The organism is Brassicibacter thermophilus, from assembly GCF_055378355.1.
Window position 1 is genome coordinate 1,060,073 of record NZ_AP042446.1, and the last position, 20,469, is coordinate 1,080,541.

The 20,469-nt window shown below is 29.2% G+C and carries 18 protein-coding genes; 16 read left to right on the top strand and 2 right to left on the bottom strand.

Annotated features, from left to right (window positions below; genetic code table 11):
- The first annotated feature begins 117 nt into the window (after positions 1 to 117).
- From ACZ41D_RS05025 to ACZ41D_RS05070, 10 genes are all read left to right on the top strand, one after another.
- Positions 118 to 1,233: an HD-GYP domain-containing protein gene (locus ACZ41D_RS05025; RefSeq protein WP_464152831.1), complete on the top strand. Its 1,116-nt coding sequence runs from the start codon at positions 118 to 120 to the stop codon at positions 1,231 to 1,233.
- Positions 1,234 to 1,318: 85 nt separating this feature from the next.
- Complete coding sequence (locus tag ACZ41D_RS05030; protein WP_464150702.1) at positions 1,319 to 2,800, top strand: ISLre2 family transposase; 1,482 nt, start codon at positions 1,319 to 1,321, stop codon at positions 2,798 to 2,800.
- Between the two features lie 442 nt (positions 2,801 to 3,242).
- A complete protein-coding gene (locus ACZ41D_RS05035) occupies positions 3,243 to 6,737 on the top strand; it encodes a DNA polymerase III subunit alpha (protein ID WP_464152832.1) in 3,495 nt (1,164 codons plus the stop codon).
- A 111-nt stretch (positions 6,738 to 6,848) separates the two neighbouring features.
- Positions 6,849 to 7,028, top strand: a complete 180-nt coding sequence (locus ACZ41D_RS05040; protein ID WP_464152834.1) for a hypothetical protein — start codon at positions 6,849 to 6,851, stop codon at positions 7,026 to 7,028.
- 109 nt (positions 7,029 to 7,137) lie between these two features.
- The gene (gene pfkA / locus ACZ41D_RS05045) at positions 7,138 to 8,097 is read left to right on the top strand and encodes a 6-phosphofructokinase (protein ID WP_464152835.1); all 960 of its coding nucleotides are present in this window, start codon (positions 7,138 to 7,140) and stop codon (positions 8,095 to 8,097) included.
- Positions 8,098 to 8,108: 11 nt separating this feature from the next.
- Entirely contained in the window at positions 8,109 to 9,866 is a 1,758-nt protein-coding gene (gene pyk, locus ACZ41D_RS05050) for a pyruvate kinase (RefSeq protein ID WP_464152836.1), read from the top strand.
- A 278-nt stretch (positions 9,867 to 10,144) separates the two neighbouring features.
- Positions 10,145 to 10,834 carry a TVP38/TMEM64 family protein gene (locus tag ACZ41D_RS05055; RefSeq protein ID WP_464152837.1) on the top strand — a complete coding sequence of 230 codons (690 nt, stop codon included), beginning with the start codon at positions 10,145 to 10,147 and terminating at the stop codon, positions 10,832 to 10,834.
- Positions 10,835 to 10,993: 159 nt separating this feature from the next.
- Positions 10,994 to 11,407, top strand: coding sequence for an acyl-CoA thioesterase (locus ACZ41D_RS05060; protein WP_464152838.1), 414 nt, complete (start codon positions 10,994 to 10,996; stop codon positions 11,405 to 11,407).
- Between the two features lie 10 nt (positions 11,408 to 11,417).
- Positions 11,418 to 11,813, top strand: a complete 396-nt coding sequence (locus ACZ41D_RS05065; protein WP_464152839.1) for an FxsA family protein — start codon at positions 11,418 to 11,420, stop codon at positions 11,811 to 11,813.
- 19 nt (positions 11,814 to 11,832) lie between these two features.
- Positions 11,833 to 12,843 carry an aldo/keto reductase gene (locus ACZ41D_RS05070; RefSeq protein ID WP_464152840.1) on the top strand — a complete coding sequence of 337 codons (1,011 nt, stop codon included), beginning with the start codon at positions 11,833 to 11,835 and terminating at the stop codon, positions 12,841 to 12,843.
- A 108-nt stretch (positions 12,844 to 12,951) separates the two neighbouring features.
- On the opposite strand, the gene ACZ41D_RS05075 is transcribed toward ACZ41D_RS05070, so the two are convergent.
- Positions 12,952 to 13,503 (bottom strand): GerMN domain-containing protein, encoded by a 552-nt coding sequence (locus ACZ41D_RS05075; protein ID WP_464152841.1) that lies wholly within the window; start codon positions 13,501 to 13,503, stop codon positions 12,952 to 12,954.
- Between the two features lie 124 nt (positions 13,504 to 13,627).
- On the opposite strand from ACZ41D_RS05075, the gene ACZ41D_RS05080 reads away from it, so the two are divergent.
- On the top strand, positions 13,628 to 15,109 hold the full coding sequence (locus ACZ41D_RS05080) for an ISLre2 family transposase (RefSeq protein ID WP_464150702.1): 1,482 nt from the start codon (positions 13,628 to 13,630) through the stop codon (positions 15,107 to 15,109).
- A 346-nt stretch (positions 15,110 to 15,455) separates the two neighbouring features.
- Here ACZ41D_RS05080 and ACZ41D_RS05085 read toward each other — a convergent pair whose 3' ends face one another.
- Positions 15,456 to 16,256 (bottom strand): hypothetical protein, encoded by an 801-nt coding sequence (locus tag ACZ41D_RS05085; protein WP_464152842.1) that lies wholly within the window; start codon positions 16,254 to 16,256, stop codon positions 15,456 to 15,458.
- A gap of 182 nt (positions 16,257 to 16,438) precedes the next feature.
- Here ACZ41D_RS05085 and rlmD point away from each other — a divergent pair, with 182 nt between their 5' ends.
- From rlmD to ACZ41D_RS05110, 5 genes are all read left to right on the top strand, one after another.
- Positions 16,439 to 17,812: a 23S rRNA (uracil(1939)-C(5))-methyltransferase RlmD gene (rlmD, locus tag ACZ41D_RS05090; RefSeq protein ID WP_464152843.1), complete on the top strand. Its 1,374-nt coding sequence runs from the start codon at positions 16,439 to 16,441 to the stop codon at positions 17,810 to 17,812.
- 291 nt (positions 17,813 to 18,103) lie between these two features.
- Complete coding sequence (locus ACZ41D_RS05095; protein WP_464152844.1) at positions 18,104 to 18,517, top strand: transposase; 414 nt, start codon at positions 18,104 to 18,106, stop codon at positions 18,515 to 18,517.
- A complete protein-coding gene (locus tag ACZ41D_RS05100; protein WP_464152845.1) occupies positions 18,493 to 18,768 on the top strand; it encodes a hypothetical protein in 276 nt (91 codons plus the stop codon). Before ACZ41D_RS05095 ends, ACZ41D_RS05100 begins: the two co-directional genes overlap by 25 nt.
- 69 nt (positions 18,769 to 18,837) lie before the next feature.
- Positions 18,838 to 19,353, top strand: coding sequence for a transposase (locus ACZ41D_RS05105; protein WP_464152846.1), 516 nt, complete (start codon positions 18,838 to 18,840; stop codon positions 19,351 to 19,353).
- A 157-nt stretch (positions 19,354 to 19,510) separates the two neighbouring features.
- Positions 19,511 to 20,122, top strand: coding sequence for a recombinase zinc beta ribbon domain-containing protein (locus ACZ41D_RS05110; RefSeq protein ID WP_464152847.1), 612 nt, complete (start codon positions 19,511 to 19,513; stop codon positions 20,120 to 20,122).
- Positions 20,123 to 20,469: the final 347 nt, after the last annotated feature.

The following is a 20,469-nucleotide window of genomic DNA, read 5'->3' on the forward strand; positions in this document are numbered from 1 at the left end:
TTAGTTTTTTTAGTCTTTTAGTCCTAATTATATCTCAATTAGAAATATTAGCTATATTTTTTGTATAATGGAGTCGTATAAGTAGGTTTTTTGACTAAAAATAAAGGTGGATAATGAATGAAACTAATATCAACTGATGAATTATCTGAAGGAATGGTGCTAGCTAAACCTATATATAGAGAAAATGGCTCCATTTTAATAAATAAAGGACAAAAACTAAAGAAAAGATATATTGATTATTTAAAAGATAAAGGTATTACAAATTTATATATTGAAGAGAATTCAAACAATAAAGATTGTAATAAAGGACTAATAAAAAATGAAACTAAGACTGAAGTAATGTCAAAGTTGAAATCTGTATTAAGACAGTTATCTTTTTCTAATAATTTAGAACTAGAAACAATTACTAAGTTGGTTAATAAGATTATTGATGAGTTATTTAACAAAGAGAATATCTTATTAAACCTTGCGGAAATAAAGTCTATAGATGAATATACATTTGGTCATTCTGTTAATGTATGTGTATTGTCAATTGTTATGGGAATATACTTGGGTTATGACAGAGAAAAACTTACTGAACTTGGCATAGGTGCTATCCTTCATGATATTGGGAAATTGAGAATCCCACTACATATATTAAAAAAGCCAAGTAAATTAAGTGATGATGAATATAATAAGATTAAGATGCATACTATTCATGGTTATGAAATATTAAAAAACAATCCTCAAGTAAGTGAAGCGTCAGCTGGCATAGCATTATCCCACCATGAGAGATATGATGGTAAAGGGTATCCTAATAACTTAAGAGGCAATAGTATTCACGAGTATGCAAGGATTGTAGCTATATCTGATGTATTTGACGCATTAACTACTGATAGAGTTTATAGAAAAAAGTTAAAGACTCAAGACGCTATAGAGTATCTTATTTCTATGGGAAGAAGTCAGTTTGACTATGAATTAGTTAGGATTTTTGTAGAAAATCTAGCTATATATCCCATAGGTAAAGGGGTTATTTTAAGTACTGGAGAGAGGGGATATGTAGTTAAAAACTATAAGAGTTTTCCTAATAGGCCAGTGATAATGGTAACATATGATAGGGAAGGGAATAAGTTAAAGTCCCCTTATCTTGTAGACTTAGTTAGTAATAATAACATTATTATTACTGATAGCTTTGAGAATGAACAGTATGCTATCTTAGAGTATAATTTTAGTAGGCAAAAACAACAAAAATGAAAAAGATGCCCGAAAGCACCTTTAACATATATGAATCATCCAATATAATAGTAATTAATAAGAAAACTATAAAAGGGATGATTACATGTATAATATAAGTTTAGATGAAAAAGAAATTAATTTCAAGAACTTAGAGAAAATTATATATAAGCTTGTATGCCGACAGGCATGTGAAATGCTCGTAGAGCTATTAGAAAAATTAGATAATAAATTAATGAAAGAAAGAGATAAAGAAGAATATAGAAATAAAGGATTAAAGAAAACTACCATAAAAACAATAATGGGCGAAATTGAATATAAACGTAGAATATATCAATATACTACACAAGAGGGTAAAAGAGGTTACAAATGCCTTTTAGATGAATACTTAAAAATGGAAACCATAGGACATATATCTACAAATCTAGTAGAAAAAATAGTAGATCTAGCAACAGATGAATCATATAGAAAAACAGCAAATAAAATAACAGAAATGACAAACCAAAGTATAAGTCATTCAGCAGCTTGGAACATAATACAAAACTTAGGAGAACAACTAAAACAAAAAGAAAAACACGAAATAAAATTAAACAACGAAGAAAAATTACAAGGCAAAAAAGAAACAAAAATATTGTTTGAAGAAATGGATGGAGTGTGGATAAATATCCAAGGTAAAGATAAAAAGACTAAGGGAAAAGAGAAAAAAGAACTAAAATTAGGAATTTTTTATGAAGGCTGGGAGAAGAAGCATGAGAAAAAAGATAGATATGTACTAAAGAACAAAAAAGCATATGCAAGCTTTGGAAGTAGTAAAGAATTTAGAAAACTAAGACAAGCCAAAATAGCGAAACAATATAATACTGACGAAATAGAAACAAAAATAGTAAATGGAGATGGAGCAAACTGGATAAAAGAAGTTATAAAAGAAGACAATTCACACTTTCAATTAGATCCATTTCATAGAAATCAAGCAGTACTTAAGAACATAGAAGATAAGAAAAAGGCAAAAGAAATAATAAAGAAACTAAGCAATGGTAACATAGAAGAAGGATTAGAAATGATAACAAAACTAATGATAGAAAACAATGATAATCAAAAGAAAATGAAGAAATTACAGGCACTATATAATTACCTAGTAAACAACAAAGAAGGGATAGTGCTCTACAAACTTCGCCCAGACATAAATATGCCGCAACCACCAGAAGGAATTAAATATAGAAATCTAGGAACAATGGAACATAGCATATGTGATATATTAGCACAAAGGATGAAAGGGAATAAAACAAGTTGGTCAATACAAGGAGCCAGTAACTTAGCCAAGATACTAGCAGAAAAAGCAAGCAAAGAATTAGCAACAACAATAAAATCACTACTGAACAAAGAAATAAAAGAAGAAAAGCTTGAAGAAATAATAGAAAAAGTAGGATTAACAGCAGCAGAAGTAAATAAAAAGCCAAAGAAAAGCAAGATATACAAACACAAAAGAGCAAGCATGCCATTTAGTCAATGTTCAGTAACTAACGGAAGAAAAGCCATAAAGGACATGTTAGGTTGCAAATGTGCAAGTCAAATGAACCTAAGTTTTTAATATCTAATATATTATATAACTTAAAAGAATAAGCTAACATACGATACCTATGCTCTAATATAAGCCTAAAAAAATACAACATAATAGAGCATTAATACTGATGAATAAATAGAATTAGACCTAAAAATAGGGCTCTCAGACTTATTGTTATTCTATAATCATAAGTCTAGTATTATAGAATAACAATTTTGAAATCATTGTAAAGTATATGTAAATTTATTTTTAAAATTGTAGAAAGTATAAATAGAATACTCTTGCCCTATCGGGCATAAAAACATAATTAAAACAGCAAAATTGGATGATTAAATTTAAAAATAATAATTTTGCCAACTTTTACTTGACAGTATCGTATGCTATGTAAATCTTTTAATAATATAGTAGTTTTGATATAATTAAAGCAATGATTAATCATTGCTTTTTGTTGTATGGAGGAAAGGAAAATATGAAAATAATAAATTCAAATGATAAATTTGTTCATTTACATGTTCATACTGAATATAGTCTTTTAGATGGTGCTGCAAGGGTAAAGGATCTTATACTAAAAACTAAACAGTTAGGCATGAAAAGCATTGCTATTACTGACCATGGTTCTATGTTTGGAATAGTTGATTTTTATAAAACTGCAATGCGAAATAATATTAAGCCAATACTTGGATGTGAAGTATACATATCTAAAGGAAAGTATACAGATAAAGGGCCTAAGGATAAGACACAGTATCATCTTGTTCTTTTAGCTGAAAATAACGAAGGATATTCAAATTTAATTAAAATTGTGTCAGAAGGATATGTAAATGGATTTTATTATAAACCAAGAGTTGATTATACTGTTTTAAAAAAGTATAGTAAAGGTATAATTGCTTTAAGTGCTTGTCTTGCAGGAGAAGTACAGAGTTATATTCTCGAAAATAATTATGAAGAAGCAAAGAAAAGAGCTATAATGTATAATAATATATTTGGACAAAATAATTTTTATCTTGAACTTCAAGACCATGGTATAAAAGAGCAAAAAATGGTAAACCAATATTTGATTAAACTTAGTAAAGAAACTGGTATACCTTTAGTTGCAACTAATGATGTTCATTACATTAATAAAGAGGATGCAAGAGTTCATGATGTTTTACTTTGTATTCAAACGGGAAAAACAGTTAATGATGAAGATAGAATGAGATTTCCTACATCAGAATTTTACTTAAAATCTTATGAGGAAATTAAAGAGTTATTTCCAAATGCTGAAGATGCAATATATAATACTGTAAGAATAGCAGAGAGATGTAATGTAAAGCTTGATTTTGGTACATTACATTTACCTGAATATAAAACACCTGAAGGATATTCAAATGAAGAATATTTAAGAAAATTGTGCGAAGAGGGCTTAGCAAAAAGATATAGAGTTGTAACTGATAAAATAAGAAAAAGATTAGAATATGAACTTAATGTTATAGTTAAAATGGGATATGTAGATTATTTCCTTATAGTTTGGGATTTTATAAAATTTGCTAAGGACAATGGGATAATGGTAGGACCAGGAAGAGGTTCTGCTGCAGGTAGTTTAGTATCTTATGTTTTAGGAATAATTGATATAGACCCTTTAAAATATGGGCTTATATTTGAAAGATTTCTTAATCCTGATAGAGTTTCAATGCCAGATATAGATATAGATTTTTGTTATGAAAGAAGAGAAGAAGTCATTGATTATGTTATTAAAAAATATGGAAAGGATAGGGTAGCACAAATAGTTACATTTGGTACTATGGCAGCTAGAGGAGCAATTAGAGATGTTGGAAGAGCTATAAATATGCCTTATGGTGAAGTCGATGCTATAGCTAAACAGATTCCAATGCAATTAGGAATAACTATAGATAAAGCCTTGGAAATAAATAAGAAACTTTTTGATATGTATAATAATGATGAAAATGTAAAAGAGCTTATAGATTTAGCAAGGGCAGTCGAAGGCCTTCCAAGGCATACATCGACTCATGCTGCTGGAGTTGTTATATCTAAACTTCCTATAACTGAATATGTTCCTTTATCTAGAAATAATGACGCTATTACCACACAATTTACAATGACAGAATTAGAAGAACTAGGGTTACTTAAGATGGATTTTTTAGGATTAAGAACTTTGACTGTAATAAGAGATGCCATAAAACTTATTGAAGATAATCATGGTATTAAAATTGATTTTACTAATTCTGATTATGAAGATCCTAATGTATATAAAATGTTTAGTAAAGGAGATACATTAGGAGTATTTCAATTTGAAAGTAGTGGTATGAGACAATTTTTAAAAGAATTAAAGCCAACTCATTTTGAAAATATCGTTGCTGCCAATTCTCTTTTTAGACCTGGTCCTATGAATCAAATTCCAAGGTATATCCAGAATAAAAATAATCCACATGGCATAAAATATACTCATCCCAAACTTGAACCTATACTTAATGTTACTTATGGATGTATGGTGTATCAAGAACAAGTAATGCAGATAGTTAGAGATATAGGCGGATTTTCTATGGGGCGGTCTGATTTAGTTAGAAGAGCGATGGGAAAGAAAAAGATGGACGTAATGGAACAGGAGCGTAAGCATTTTATTTATGGGAAAAAGGACAAAGATGGAAATATAGAAATACCTGGAGCTATTAGGAATGGAGTAGATGAAAAAACTGCTAATAAAATATATGATGAAATGATAGACTTTGCAAAATATGCTTTTAATAAATCACATTCTGCTGCCTATGCAGTTGTTGCTTTCCGTACTGCATGGCTAAAGTATTACTATCCTGTAGAATTTATGGCTGCTTTAATAACAAGTGTAATGGACAATTCGAATTCTGTATCATTATATATACAGGAATGTAAAAGACTAAAAATAGATATTCTTCCTCCTGATATTAATGAAAGTTATGCAAAATTTACAGTTTCTCAAGGAAAAATAAGATTTGGTCTTGCAGCAGTTAAAAATGTAGGCAAAGCTGCTATTGAGTCGATTGTTGAAGAGAGAAAAAGAGGCGGTAAATTTGTAAGTTTTATAGATTTTTGCCAAAGAGTTGATTCTGGATGCTTAAATAAAAGAATGGTGGAAAGCCTTATAAAATGTGGAGCTTTTGATTCCTTAAATGTTCGTCGTTCTCAATTGTTAGCAGTATTTGAAAAAATACTTGATGGTGTACATCAAGATAAAAGAAGGAATATAGAAGGTCAATTTTCTATGTTTGACAGTATTTCTCCTAATGAGAAAGGGAATATAGCAGGAGATATTTTTCCTGATATTAAAGAGTTTCCAGAAAAAACTCTTTTATCAATGGAAAAAGAAATGACGGGAATATATATAAGTGGACATCCGCTTTCATCATATGAAAAAGAATTAAAGAGAATTTCAACAGTGAATAGTGCTGAGTTAAATGAATTGTATGAAAATATAAATGGGGTGTCTTCTTCAAATATTCATGATGGTTCTATAATTAAAATAGGAGGTATAATAGTAAATAAACAGAATAAAATAACAAAGAATAATAATTTAATGGCTTTTGCAACATTAGAAGATTTATATGGTACTGTTGAGTTAATTATTTTTCCTAATACTTTGGAGAAGTATTCTAAGTATATATATGAAGATAGTATTGTTATCGTTAAGGGCCGGGTAAGTATAAATGAAGATGATGCTCCTAAGATAATATGCGAGTCAATATTACCTTTAACTAAGACGAAAAATAAAAGATTGTATATAAAGATGACTAAAAAGAATTTTATAGAAAGGCTGAATGAAATAAAAGGTATTTTACAAAAATACGAAGGAAATGTACCTGTGTATATATACATCGAAGAACTAAGGAAAACAGTTAGAGCTGATAGAAATTATTGGGTAAATGTAGAAAATACTGAACTAATTGAGAAACTTAAAGAAATTTTGGGGAATAAATATGTAAAAGTTGTAGAATAAACATGAAAAAAAGATTTTAAAATGTGGTATAATAATTTTTAGAACAAAAAATTTTTTTACATAATTATTTAGTTTGGAGGGGGCAAATTAATCATGTGGACAGCAGTTTATATGGTTGAAGGTTTGGAAAAAGCTGAAAAAGTTAAGGAAAAATTACAACTTGAAGGCTTTTTGGTGAAAATAAAACCATTTTCAAAAGAAAGAGATAATATATTATATGAAATTTTGGCCCCTGAATTTGAGGCAAGCGAAGTTCAGATGGTGCTGCTAGATTTAGGATACAATTTGTAAACTTGAGTATATATATATTTTATTTTTTTATATGTATTTCAGTTAAAATAGGTACACAACATATGGGACATTTAGTGACCAACCTGGCAAATATTAAGGAGGTATATAAATGAAAACTATAGGTGTATTAACAAGTGGCGGAGATGCTCCAGGAATGAACGCAGCTATAAGGGCTGTAGTAAGAACTAGTATTTTTAATGGTTTAAAGGTTATGGGAATAAAAAAGGGGTATAATGGATTAATAAATGGTAACGTTGAAGAAATGAAATTGTCTTCTGTTGCTGATGTTATACATAGAGGGGGGACGCTACTAAAAACTGCTAGATGTGAAGAATTTAAGACAGAAGAAGGAATAACTAAAGCTGTAAATGTTTTAAAAGTGTTTAAAATTGATGGATTAGTTATTATTGGAGGAGATGGCTCTTTTAGGGGAGCAGAAAAGTTAAGTCAAATGGGTATTCCTGCAATAGGTGTGCCTGGCACTATTGACAATGATCTAGGGTATACTGATTATACTATAGGATTTGATACTGCAGTAAATACAGTAATAGATGCAGTAGGAAAAATAAGGGATACTTCTACTTCTCATGGGAGAGCAAATATAATAGAAGTAATGGGTAGACATTGTGGAGATATTGCGTTACATGCTGGTCTAGCTGGAGGAGCTGAAAGTATAATAGTTCCAGAGTCACCAATAAATGACGATGAAGTATGTAAGCGACTTTTACAGGGCAGAAATAGAGGAAAGCTTCATAGTATTATCATGTTAGCTGAAGGTGTAGGTAATCCATATAAACTTAAGAAAAGCATTGAAGACAAAACTGGTATAGAAACAAAAGTCACTATATTAGGACATATACAGAGGGGAGGAAGTCCGACAGCTCTTGATAGGATAATAGCTAGTAAAATGGGAGCAAGAGCAGTTGAACTACTTATTGCAGGAAAATCTAGTAGAGTTGTTGGTGTAAAAGGCAATGATGTTATAGATATGGACATAACTGAAGCGTTGGCTGTGGAGAAAAAATTTGACTTTCAAATGTATGAATTAACTAAAATACTTTCTATTTAGGAGGGTTGCAAATGAGGAAAACAAAAATTGTATGTACATTAGGACCAGCTTCTCAAAGTGAAGAAGTGATTAAAGGTCTTATAGAAAATGGATTAAATGTTGCCAGATTAAATTTTTCCCATGGTGATAAACAAGAGCATAAAGCTAGATTGGATATGGTGAAAAAAGTAAGGGCAGAACTAGATAAGCCTGTAGCTATTATGCTAGATACAAAAGGTCCAGAAATAAGAACAGGAAAATTTGAAAATGAGCCTGTTTATTTAGAAGAAGGACAAGAGTTTATTATAACAACAAAGGATGTTATTGGAAATAAAAATATTTGTAGTGTGACTTATAAAGGATTAGCAAATGATGTTTCAAAAGGTGATAAAATATTAATCGATGACGGATTGATAGAACTTGAAGTTATCGAAGTGTTAAATTCTACAGATATTAAGTGTATAGTAAAAAATTCTGGAGAAGTTAAAAATTATAAAGGAATAAATGTTCCTGGAGTCAGAATTAATTTACCTGCAATTACAGAAAAAGATATAGATGATATTAAATTTGGTATAGAAAACGGTATAGATTTTATTGCTGCATCTTTTATTAGAAAAGCATCCGATGTTATGGAGATACGTAAAGTTCTAGAAGAAAACGGTGCTGATTATGTTCAGATTATATCAAAGATAGAAAATCAAGAAGGTGTAGATAATATTGATGAAATTATAGAAGCATCTGATGGAATAATGGTTGCTAGAGGTGATTTAGGTGTAGAAATACAAGTTGAAGAGATACCAATAGTACAAAAGAACATAATAAGAAAATGCAATTTAGCTGGCAAACCAGTTATTACTGCTACTCAAATGCTTGATTCTATGATAAGGAACCCAAGACCAACTAGAGCGGAGGTAACTGATGTAGCAAATGCAATATTTGATGGAACAGATGCTATTATGCTTTCTGGTGAAACAGCTGCAGGAAAGTATCCAATTGAAGCTGTAAAAACTATGGCTAATATAGCTATTAGGACGGAAAAATGTTTGGATTATAGAAAGATGTTTGAAATGAGGTCTTCTAAAAATGAAAAATCTGTTACTAATGCAATAAGTAGAGCAACTTGTACAACTGCTTATGATTTAAATGCAGACGCTGTGATTACGGCTACGTCATCAGGCTATACTGCAAAATCTGTATCTAAATTTAGACCAAAGTCATTTATTATTGCTGCTACGCCAAGTGAAAGGGTAATGAGAAAACTTGCTTTGGTTTGGGGTGTATATCCAATAAAAGTTAAAAAAACTAAATCTACTGATGAAGTAATAGATGTCTCTGTTCAACAGTCATTGGAAAGAGGATATATTAACCAAGGGGATTTAGTTGTTATTACTGCTGGTATACCTGTGGGAGTATCAGGAAGTACAAACTTAATTAAGGTTCACATAGTTGGAGAAATACTTAAGAAAGGGACTGGTATAGGTACTAAATCTGTAGTAGGTAAAGTTTGTGTTATTAAAGACGTTGGTGAATTAGAAGAAAAATTTGAAGAAGGAGATATTTTGGTTACATTTAATACAGACAAAGATATGATGAAGTATATTACTAAGGCTTCTGCAATTATCACTGAACAAGGTGGAATTACTTCTCATGCAGCTATTGTAGGACTTAACTTAGGAATACCTGTTATAGTAGGAGTAGATGGTATTACTAAAGATCTTCATGATGGTGAGATTATAACAGTAGATAGTATTACAGGAGTTATTTATAAAGGTGAAGCAAGAGTATTATAGACTAAATTAATGAAATAATTTTAAAACTTTATTTATTATGATTTGGAAAATATACTTTCATTGCTACTTATTCAAGTACTAACTAATATCTAATTTTAGATGTGCTTGATTACAAGAGCAGGGAAAGTATATTTTTCTTTGTTATATTTTATATTTAAACTTATTTTCCTATATAATGAGGAACTTATAGAAATATTTATTATGGTGATTAATTGTATTAATTTTTTGTAAATGGAAATTATAAAAATAATTGTTTTTATTTTATAAGGGAGATAGTTATGAAAAAGAATAATAAATTTATTAAAACAATTATTTTTATAATATTTCTGTCAGTATTATTGTATTTAGTGAAATATTATTCTATTTTTGATAAAAGTCAGGTAGAAAGTTTAATAAATTCTGTAAAATACAAGCAGAACTTTGCTGTAATACTGATTTTGTTAGCTACTGTTCTTACGATTTTTTTTGTTCCAATATCATGGCTGGTGATTTTTTCTAGCATAATTTTCGGAGCTTTTAAAGGTTTAATATATATGACTATTGCTGCAAATATATCTGCTACAGTATGCTTTTTTATAGGAAGAATTTATAGGCAGGAAGTAAATACTTTTATTATGAATAGATTTAACAAAAAAAAATTATTTAACAGATGGGAAATAAATATCGATAACATTTCAAAAAATATGAAGAAATATGGAGGAAAATATATATTTCTTATGAGGAATATTCCTATACTACCTTTTACAGTAGTAAATTATCTATCAGGAGTTACAACTACTGGATTTAAAGGATATATACTTGCAACTTCTTTGGGGATGTTACCCGGCATGGCAGTTACATCATATTTATTTTCTACAGTAGCTAGTATTAACAATATAAGAGAGTTAACAATTCCTTTCATATTAGCTATATTATACTATAGTTTAGTTTTTGTTATTACTTTTTTATATATGAGACAACATATATAAATTTATTATAACTATATCCTATTTATGGTATAATGTTGTTATACTATTAAGTGGTAAATAAGTGAGCAAATTGAATAATAAATATTTATTATTCAATTTGCTCTAGTCTTTAAAGTAATTAATTTGTTTGTATTACATAAGTAGGAGGGACGATACAACATGATTAATAAAACTGTTATTAGAGTGAGATATGGAGAAACTGACCAGATGGGAATTGTTTATTATGCAAATTATTTTACTTATTTTGAAAGGGGTAGAACGGAGTTTTTTAGAGAAATAGGGTTTGATGTAAGAAAATTAGAAGAGGAAAATGTACTATTGCCTGTTATTGAAACAAAATGCGAATATAAAAATTCAGCTAGATTTGACGATGAAATAGTTGTTTGCACTAAAGTAGGAGAAATAAAAGGAGTTAGAATACGAATGGACTACGAGATATATAGAAAGGAAGATAATGAGCTTTTAGTTACAGGATATACTACTCATGCATTTGTAAATAAGGATTTAAAACCTATTAATTTTAGACGTAAGTTTAAAAATGTATGGGACGCTTTAGTTTCTAACAATAAATAAGGAGGTAAATATGTTACCTAAACTTATATTACTTTTTACTCTTGTTCCAATAATAGAGTTATTTATTCTTTTTAAGCTAGCAGAAATAACTAGTGCGTGGATGACGATAGGTATAGTTCTTTTTACAGGAATAGCAGGTGCGTATTTGGCTAAGAGTCAAGGCAAAATTGTTTTATCAAAGATAAAAAATGAACTAAATCAAGGAAAGCTTCCTGGAAATCAACTTTTAAATGGGTTATGTATTTTAATAGGAGGAGCTTTATTGCTTACACCGGGTATTATAACTGATGTAACTGGTTTTTTATTAGTTATACCTATAACAAGAGAATTATATAAAGAATATATTAAAAGAAAATTTAAGGACATGATTGCAAGAGGAAATGTTAACATTTATTTTAGAAAATAAGGGGGGGTAAAATAACATTATGGAAAAAAGGGTACTTGGAAGAACTGGATTTGAAGTTTCGGTAATCGGTTTTGGGGGGATACCAATACAAAAACTAGATGAAAGGTTGGCTATAGAGTTGGTAAAGAAAGCTCATGACCTTGGTATAAATTTTATTGATACAGCAAGAGGTTATGGTAGAAGTGAAGAATTAATAGGACTAGGACTTGAATCTTGTGGCAGGGACAACTGGATAGTTGCAACTAAATCTCCTGTTAGAGACTATGAAGGAATGAAGAAAGAAATAGAAACAAGCTTAAAAAATTTAAGAACTAACATTATAGATTTGTATCAGCTCCATAATGTTAGAGATGAAGAACAATATAACAAGGCTATGAGTGAAGATGGTGCTTTCTTTGCATTGAAAGAGGCAAAAGAAAAAGGTCAGATTAGGGAAATAGGAATTACAAGCCATAGTCTTGATGTATTGAAGAAAGCAGTAGAAACAGGAGAATTTTCTACTATACAATTTCCTTATAATCCAGTTGAGAGACAAGCTGAAGACTTATTTAAAAGGGCAAAAGAGTTAAATATAGGGGTAATAGTTATGAAGCCAATAGCTGGTGGAGCTATATCAAATGCTAAGCTATCATTAAGATTTATTTTAGAGAATCCAAATGTAACTGTAGCTATTCCTGGTATGAGGAAGATTGAAGAAGTTATTGAAAACAGTAGTATAGGTAATAATTTTATTCCATTATCAGAAAAAGAAAGAGAAATTATTTTAAAAGAAGCTAAGGAACTGGGTAATGAATTTTGTAGAAGATGTGGATACTGTGCACCATGTCCTCAAGGTATAGATATACCTACTCAATTTGTGCTAGAAAGTTATTATCTAAGATATAATTTACCGGAATGGGCAAAAGAAAGATATTCTTCGCTTCCTCACAAGGCTAATGAATGTGTAGAATGTGGTCAATGTGAAGCTAAATGCCCATATAATTTACCAATTAGACGGATGCTGAAAAGAGTTGCAGCCAATTTAGGATAAATTGTATATAAATCTAAAATATAGTCTAAAATTATTAGAGGATTATTTTAAATATTATAGGCATACTGATTCTAATTTATAAAGGCACACTTTCGTGTGCCAACTTTTTTATTCATATTCTGGATTTATGTATAAGGGTCTTTTTAATGGCTGTGATAAGTTTATTCCTGCAAAATTTTCTAAACTGTTTCCATTTACCTTAATTTCTATGTAATTAATACCATCTAGACTTGTAAAAGAAAAAACTATAGCATCTATCATTAATTTCTGTAGATTTATGTTGTTATTAAAGCTATTTAAAAATTCATTATTAAAATTTAATGAAAGTATATCTTTATTTAAGGTATAATTTAAAATATCCACATCTTTAGGTATGGCATTAAACAAGCCTTCGACATTTTTGTTTTTTAATTCATAAGATATTTTTTCTATTTTTTCATAAATAGACATTTTATCGTTTATTTCTTCAACATTACAATCAACTAGGTAATATTTTTTATAAGAATTAAATCCTAAATAAACTTTGTTTTTAAATTCATATTTAATTGACTTGCTTACATCAATACCATTAAAGAAAGTTGATGCTTTTTTATTGTCTACAAGAAATTTTACTCTATTTACTCCTTTAATACTCGATAGAGATTTAATAAAGGATGTCACTTAGAGTATAATTTTAGTAGGCAAAAACAACAAAAATGAAAAAGATGCCCGAAAGCACCTTTAACATATATGAATCATCCAATATAATAGTAATTAATAAGAAAACTATAAAAGGGATGATTACATGTATAATATAAGTTTAGATGAAAAAGAAATTAATTTCAAGAACTTAGAGAAAATTATATATAAGCTTGTATGCCGACAGGCATGTGAAATGCTCGTAGAGCTATTAGAAAAATTAGATAATAAATTAATGAAAGAAAGAGATAAAGAAGAATATAGAAATAAAGGATTAAAGAAAACTACCATAAAAACAATAATGGGCGAAATTGAATATAAACGTAGAATATATCAATATACTACACAAGAGGGTAAAAGAGGTTACAAATGCCTTTTAGATGAATACTTAAAAATGGAAACCATAGGACATATATCTACAAATCTAGTAGAAAAAATAGTAGATCTAGCAACAGATGAATCATATAGAAAAACAGCAAATAAAATAACAGAAATGACAAACCAAAGTATAAGTCATTCAGCAGCTTGGAACATAATACAAAACTTAGGAGAACAACTAAAACAAAAAGAAAAACACGAAATAAAATTAAACAACGAAGAAAAATTACAAGGCAAAAAAGAAACAAAAATATTGTTTGAAGAAATGGATGGAGTGTGGATAAATATCCAAGGTAAAGATAAAAAGACTAAGGGAAAAGAGAAAAAAGAACTAAAATTAGGAATTTTTTATGAAGGCTGGGAGAAGAAGCATGAGAAAAAAGATAGATATGTACTAAAGAACAAAAAAGCATATGCAAGCTTTGGAAGTAGTAAAGAATTTAGAAAACTAAGACAAGCCAAAATAGCGAAACAATATAATACTGACGAAATAGAAACAAAAATAGTAAATGGAGATGGAGCAAACTGGATAAAAGAAGTTATAAAAGAAGACAATTCACACTTTCAATTAGATCCATTTCATAGAAATCAAGCAGTACTTAAGAACATAGAAGATAAGAAAAAGGCAAAAGAAATAATAAAGAAACTAAGCAATGGTAACATAGAAGAAGGATTAGAAATGATAACAAAACTAATGATAGAAAACAATGATAATCAAAAGAAAATGAAGAAATTACAGGCACTATATAATTACCTAGTAAACAACAAAGAAGGGATAGTGCTCTACAAACTTCGCCCAGACATAAATATGCCGCAACCACCAGAAGGAATTAAATATAGAAATCTAGGAACAATGGAACATAGCATATGTGATATATTAGCACAAAGGATGAAAGGGAATAAAACAAGTTGGTCAATACAAGGAGCCAGTAACTTAGCCAAGATACTAGCAGAAAAAGCAAGCAAAGAATTAGCAACAACAATAAAATCACTACTGAACAAAGAAATAAAAGAAGAAAAGCTTGAAGAAATAATAGAAAAAGTAGGATTAACAGCAGCAGAAGTAAATAAAAAGCCAAAGAAAAGCAAGATATACAAACACAAAAGAGCAAGCATGCCATTTAGTCAATGTTCAGTAACTAACGGAAGAAAAGCCATAAAGGACATGTTAGGTTGCAAATGTGCAAGTCAAATGAACCTAAGTTTTTAATATCTAATATATTATATAACTTAAAAGAATAAGCTAACATACGATACCTATGCTCTAATATAAGCCTAAAAAAATACAACATAATAGAGCATTAATACTGATGAATAAATAGAATTAGACCTAAAAATAGGGCTCTCAGACTTATTGTTATTCTATAATCATAAGTCTAGTATTATAGAATAACAATTTTGAAATCATTGTAAAGTATATGTAAATTTATTTTTAAAATTGTAGAAAGTATAAATAGAATACTCTTGCCCTATCGGGCATAAAAACATAATTAAAACAGCAAAATTGGATGATTAAATTTAAAAATAATAATTTTGCCAACTTTTACTTGACAGTATCAGGATGTCATTGCAATTTGACTTTCTATTGGATTTAAGGTATATACTTCTTCTTCTGAGGATAAATTTATATAGGTAATACTGTCTACTGTTGTTACATACTCCACTTTTCCTATAGGTGATTTAGTATTTAAACCTGTACTTATTTTAGGACCTTTTTGCAATTCCGAAATAGTAGTGTTTAATGGGCCTTTATTTGTATCTACAAATCTTGTAATTCCTATAAGCTGTTTAATACTGTTGTTGATATCACTAAAATAAAGGGGTACTGCCATTTTACCTTTTGGGATATTACTGGTTGCTGGAGTATATGGTATGTTTGCAAGATAATTGATATGTAAAATTAATGGTTTAATATTGTATGTCTCATTGTCTGTATTTGGGCTAATAGATATTTTGTATTCTCCATTTGGTAAATTTAGAGTTGATTGAGATAAATCGATTTTTTTAATATATGGGATATTATCGTCTATATTAATTGAGGAAAATTCTTGATTAACTTTATATAGAGGCATTTTTTTATAGATACTTTCTTCTTTATAAATAATTACATTAAAAAGATATTGATTATTAATAGGTAAGGTTACCGGTGAATTTGAGTTAATTGCAATGGTTATTTCTTTGGGATTATAAATTAACGTATCAGATATATTTGATGTTACCCAAATTTGTGGAGTCTCATTGTGTTTAGCTATTGTTGATATAGAATCATTTAAGATGGGGCTAGTTGAAATCGATATACCTGTTGCTACTAAACATATTAATAAGATAGTAATTAAATTTCGGAATGCTTTTGCCATTAAATCCCCCCTCTATTCATTTGTAATAACTTCTAATTATATTGTATAATAACTTGTACTAAAAATAAATGTACAATCTACGACAAAGAATTACAAAAATCTACATAAAGGTATATATTGTTTGTATATATGGATTAATTGTATAAATGTTATAAAATAATAAAATTTTGAAAGGAGTAATTATGAATAATAGGGAGTTTAATGTTGGAGATAAATTTGTTACGGAAATAATAGATTTAACATCAGAAGGAAAAGGCATAGCTAAAATAGAGGGATTTACAGTTTTTGTTGATGGAGGATTGCCTGGGGATAAAGGAAAAATTGAAATAACAAAAATAAAGAAAAATTTTGGGTTAGGGAAAATGGTAGAACTAACTTTTCCTTCTGTAAATAGAGTTAAGCCTAAGTGCAGGTTATCAGGTATATGTGGAGGATGTCAATTACAGGAACTTGATTATACTAAACAGTTGAAGATAAAAACTGACATTGTAAAAAACAACATTGAAAGAATAGGAAAACTAAAAGATATAAAGATAAACGATACAATAGGTATGAAACAACCTTATCGATATAGAAATAAAGCTCAATTTCAGGTTGGGAAAAAAGGAAAAGATATTGCTATAGGATTTTACCAAATAGAAAGTCACGATATAATAAATGTGGATAAATGTATACTGCAAAATGATATTAATGATAAGATTATTGATATAGTAAGAAAGTATATGAAAGATTTTAAAATCAAGCCATATGATAGGAAAAGTAAAAAAGGTATAATTAGACACATTTTAACTAGAGTATCTTCTTATACAGGTGAAATCATGGTTATTATTGTTACAAAGACAGATATATTACCTTATTCTAATGAGTTTATACATCTTTTAATTGGTAAAATTCCACAAATAACTAGTATTATTCAAAATGTTAATAAAAAGAATAGCTCTGAAATCTTAGGGATGAAAAATAAGGTACTTTTTGGAAATGATAGAATTACTGATTCAATAGGAAATTTAAAGTTTAGCATATCACCTATGTCTTTTTATCAAGTAAATCCTACACAAACTCAAGTGCTATATAATAAAGCTTTAGATTATGCACATTTGGTTGGTAATGAAGTTGTTTTTGATATTTATTGTGGAATTGGTACTATATCTTTATTTTTAGCGCAAAGAGCAAAGAAAGTATATGGAATAGAAATAGTTAAGGAAGCTATAAAAGATGCAAGGATAAATGCTAAATTAAATAATATAAATAATGTTGAATTTTACGATGGAAAAGCAGAAGATATTTTACCTAATCTATACAAAGATGGTATAAAAGCAGATGTTATTGTCGTAGACCCTCCTAGAAAGGGCTGCCATAAATCAGTGATAGAAATGATAATAAAAATGAGACCTAAAAAAGTAATATACGTATCCTGCAATCCTTCTACTTTGGCAAGAGATCTTAAGTATTTAGATGAAGGCGGATATAAGGCAGTAGAAGTGCAGCCTGTAGACATGTTTCCACAGACAGGGCATGTTGAGTGCGTGGTATTGATATCAAGGGTGGATAAATAAATAACTTAAAAGTGTATTAAATAAAGGGTTTCCAGACATTTAGTTTTTCTCTTGGCTACTTTGCCGTAGGTGACAATGTCAGGAAAGCCTTGTTTTTTGTTTGCGATAACATATCAACTGCTTTGAAAATAATAGGGTTGAGTTGATAGGTTAGATAACGGACATTTTTGTGTAAACCAGCGGTAAACCAGGGGGACGTCAGACTGTGTACAAAGTCCAATAATTGGTTAACATAATACAGACAAAATATGCTACAATTAACCTAACAATATTAGAAAGAATGGTGGTAGCATGAGGTATATAGAAGGAATAAATAGAAAAAGTAAAATTGTATTTCCTGAATATATAGATGACTATGTTACAGAAAACAATGCTGTAAGAATAATAGATGCGTTTGTACAATCTCTAGATATGGGTGAATTAGGATTTAAAAATACAATAGTAAAAGATAGAGGAAGGCCTCCATATAACCCAAAGGACCTTCTTAAGCTATACATTTATGGTTATATGAATAAAGTTACATCATCAAGAAAATTAGAAAAAGCTACACAAACAAATATAGAAGTAATGTGGTTACTAAGAAGACTAACACCTGACTTTAAAACAATAGCTGATTTCAGAAAAGATAATAAAGATGCTATCAACAATGTATTTAAACAATTTGTAGCACTATGCAAAGAATGGGACTTTATGGTAAAGAATTAGTAGCTATAGATGGATCTAAATTTAGAGCATCTAATTCAAAGAAAAATAACTTTAACACTAAAAGCCTAAATCGTAAGATCAAATATCTAGAAGAAAAAATTGCAAAATACATGAATGAATTAGAAGAAAATGATACTAAAGAATCCACAGATCGTAAACCGACAGGAAAAGAGATCAAAGAAAGAATTAGAGAACTCAAAGAACGAAAAGAAAAGTATGAACAATATAAAGAAGAAATAAAAAAAAGGTGAAACAAAAGAAATTTCAACAACAGACCCAGATTCAAGGTTAATGTCTGTAAACAACAATGGTATTGATGTATGTTACAATATTCAAACAGTTTTAAATATGACAAAGAAGAAAATATCTATATATGCTCTAAAGGAGAAAGACTTTATTGTAGAAGAAAAAAACCTATAGATGAAAACACAAAAGAAATAGTATATACAAACTATGAAGCATGTAGTAAATGTGAATATAAAAACAAATGCACAACAAGTAAGAAAGGAAGACAAATTAAAAGATCAATAAACCAAGACTTTCTAGATATAGTTGATAAAAGAACCATAGAAAACAAAGAGCTTTACAAGCAAAGGCAAATGATAGTAGAACATCCCTTCGGGACAATAAAAAGAGGATTTGGTATAACGTATTTCCTGACAAGAAGTTTAAAGTCAGTAAAAACGGAGACCTCTTTGGCCTTTTTAGCCTATAACATGAAAAGAGCAATAAATATAGTAGGAATAAAGGAGATAATGAGAAAGCTAACAGGCAAAATAGCACCTATTAGCTTTTCTTTACATAAATATCCCATATTATTTGGTAATATTATTTAGATTTATATAAAAAGTCGTTAAGTGATATTGGAATAATTACCCATTAACACACAGTCTGACGGTTCTAGTGGCTTAAGGGAACCAAAAGAGCTTATTTTTAAAACACAGGAACTGTCCCCGTGATATGCCTGTGATATGCTGGAACCGTCCCTGTGATATGTATGGGAGTTGTGGCGCAGTTTATAGAAGAAAACGATGGGGACCTACCAATAAGTATAAGAAGTATGTTTGGAACTGCAAAACTAGAGATGAAAATGGCTCTGAAGCTTGTAGCATGAAAGAAGTAGACGAGGAAAAATTAAAAGCAGCGTTTATTAGGGTAGCTAATAAGGTAATTAAAGATAGTGATGGTTTTATAAAGAAAATGACGGACAACATTGAAAAGGTTTTAAATGAAAATAAAAATGATGAAGAACTAAATATAATTGATTCAAAACTTGAAATGCTTAAAGAACAGATTACAAATCTAGTAAGACTAAATTCTAGAAGTAGTATAGACAGGGATATTTATGATGAAGAATACAACAGACTGATTTTGGAGATGGAGAATTTAAGAAGCCAGCGTTTAGCATACACTAAAACTGAAATGGAGTGTAAAAATAATTATTCAAGGGTTAGGAAGATAGAGAAAATACTAAATGGACATGAAATGATAAAGAGATTTGATGAAGAATTGTTTGGGGGATTAGTGGAAGAGATAAGAGTTATATCATTGGTTGAAGTGGAGTTTGTTTTGAAGACGGGGGTAGTGGGTAGGGAGAAATTATAACTAAATATGTTAGAAAATTATAAAAACAATATGGTATAATATGGGTGTAGCTATTTAGTAATAGTTGCACCCATATTTTGTTTTTTGGAGGCGTAATATATGCTAACTATTAAAGAATATATTGCTAAACGTAAAAAGAGGACAAGCTAAACGAATTTGATATTAATAAACTTTGCACAAACTACATATTTGAATATTTTAATCATTATTTAGATATTACTGAGATTTACTAGAATACTATTCTTAATAATGAGCGACTCTAAAAATACTGTAAGCAATTGCAAAAATATGAAAAGTATATTCAAGATTGGCTTGTCACTATGTATGATGAGTATGGGAAATACATG

Coding starts and splice junctions, on each gene's coding strand:
- ACZ41D_RS05095 (WP_464152844.1), top strand. CDS start 18,104: ATGAGGTATATAGAAGGAATAAATAGAAAAAGTAAAATTGTATTTCCT.
- rlmD (WP_464152843.1), top strand. CDS start 16,439: ATGAATAATAGGGAGTTTAATGTTGGAGATAAATTTGTTACGGAAATA.
- ACZ41D_RS05025 (WP_464152831.1), top strand. CDS start 118: ATGAAACTAATATCAACTGATGAATTATCTGAAGGAATGGTGCTAGCT.
- ACZ41D_RS05105 (WP_464152846.1), top strand. CDS start 18,838: ATGTTACAATATTCAAACAGTTTTAAATATGACAAAGAAGAAAATATC.
- pfkA (WP_464152835.1), top strand. CDS start 7,138: ATGAAAACTATAGGTGTATTAACAAGTGGCGGAGATGCTCCAGGAATG.
- ACZ41D_RS05070 (WP_464152840.1), top strand. CDS start 11,833: ATGGAAAAAAGGGTACTTGGAAGAACTGGATTTGAAGTTTCGGTAATC.
- ACZ41D_RS05035 (WP_464152832.1), top strand. CDS start 3,243: ATGAAAATAATAAATTCAAATGATAAATTTGTTCATTTACATGTTCAT.
- ACZ41D_RS05080 (WP_464150702.1), top strand. CDS start 13,628: ATGTATAATATAAGTTTAGATGAAAAAGAAATTAATTTCAAGAACTTA.
- ACZ41D_RS05110 (WP_464152847.1), top strand. CDS start 19,511: ATGTATGGGAGTTGTGGCGCAGTTTATAGAAGAAAACGATGGGGACCT.
- ACZ41D_RS05040 (WP_464152834.1), top strand. CDS start 6,849: ATGGTTGAAGGTTTGGAAAAAGCTGAAAAAGTTAAGGAAAAATTACAA.
- ACZ41D_RS05085 (WP_464152842.1), bottom strand. CDS start 16,256: ATGGCAAAAGCATTCCGAAATTTAATTACTATCTTATTAATATGTTTA.
- ACZ41D_RS05030 (WP_464150702.1), top strand. CDS start 1,319: ATGTATAATATAAGTTTAGATGAAAAAGAAATTAATTTCAAGAACTTA.
- pyk (WP_464152836.1), top strand. CDS start 8,109: ATGAGGAAAACAAAAATTGTATGTACATTAGGACCAGCTTCTCAAAGT.
- ACZ41D_RS05060 (WP_464152838.1), top strand. CDS start 10,994: ATGATTAATAAAACTGTTATTAGAGTGAGATATGGAGAAACTGACCAG.
- ACZ41D_RS05065 (WP_464152839.1), top strand. CDS start 11,418: ATGTTACCTAAACTTATATTACTTTTTACTCTTGTTCCAATAATAGAG.
- ACZ41D_RS05055 (WP_464152837.1), top strand. CDS start 10,145: ATGAAAAAGAATAATAAATTTATTAAAACAATTATTTTTATAATATTT.
- ACZ41D_RS05100 (WP_464152845.1), top strand. CDS start 18,493: ATGGGACTTTATGGTAAAGAATTAGTAGCTATAGATGGATCTAAATTT.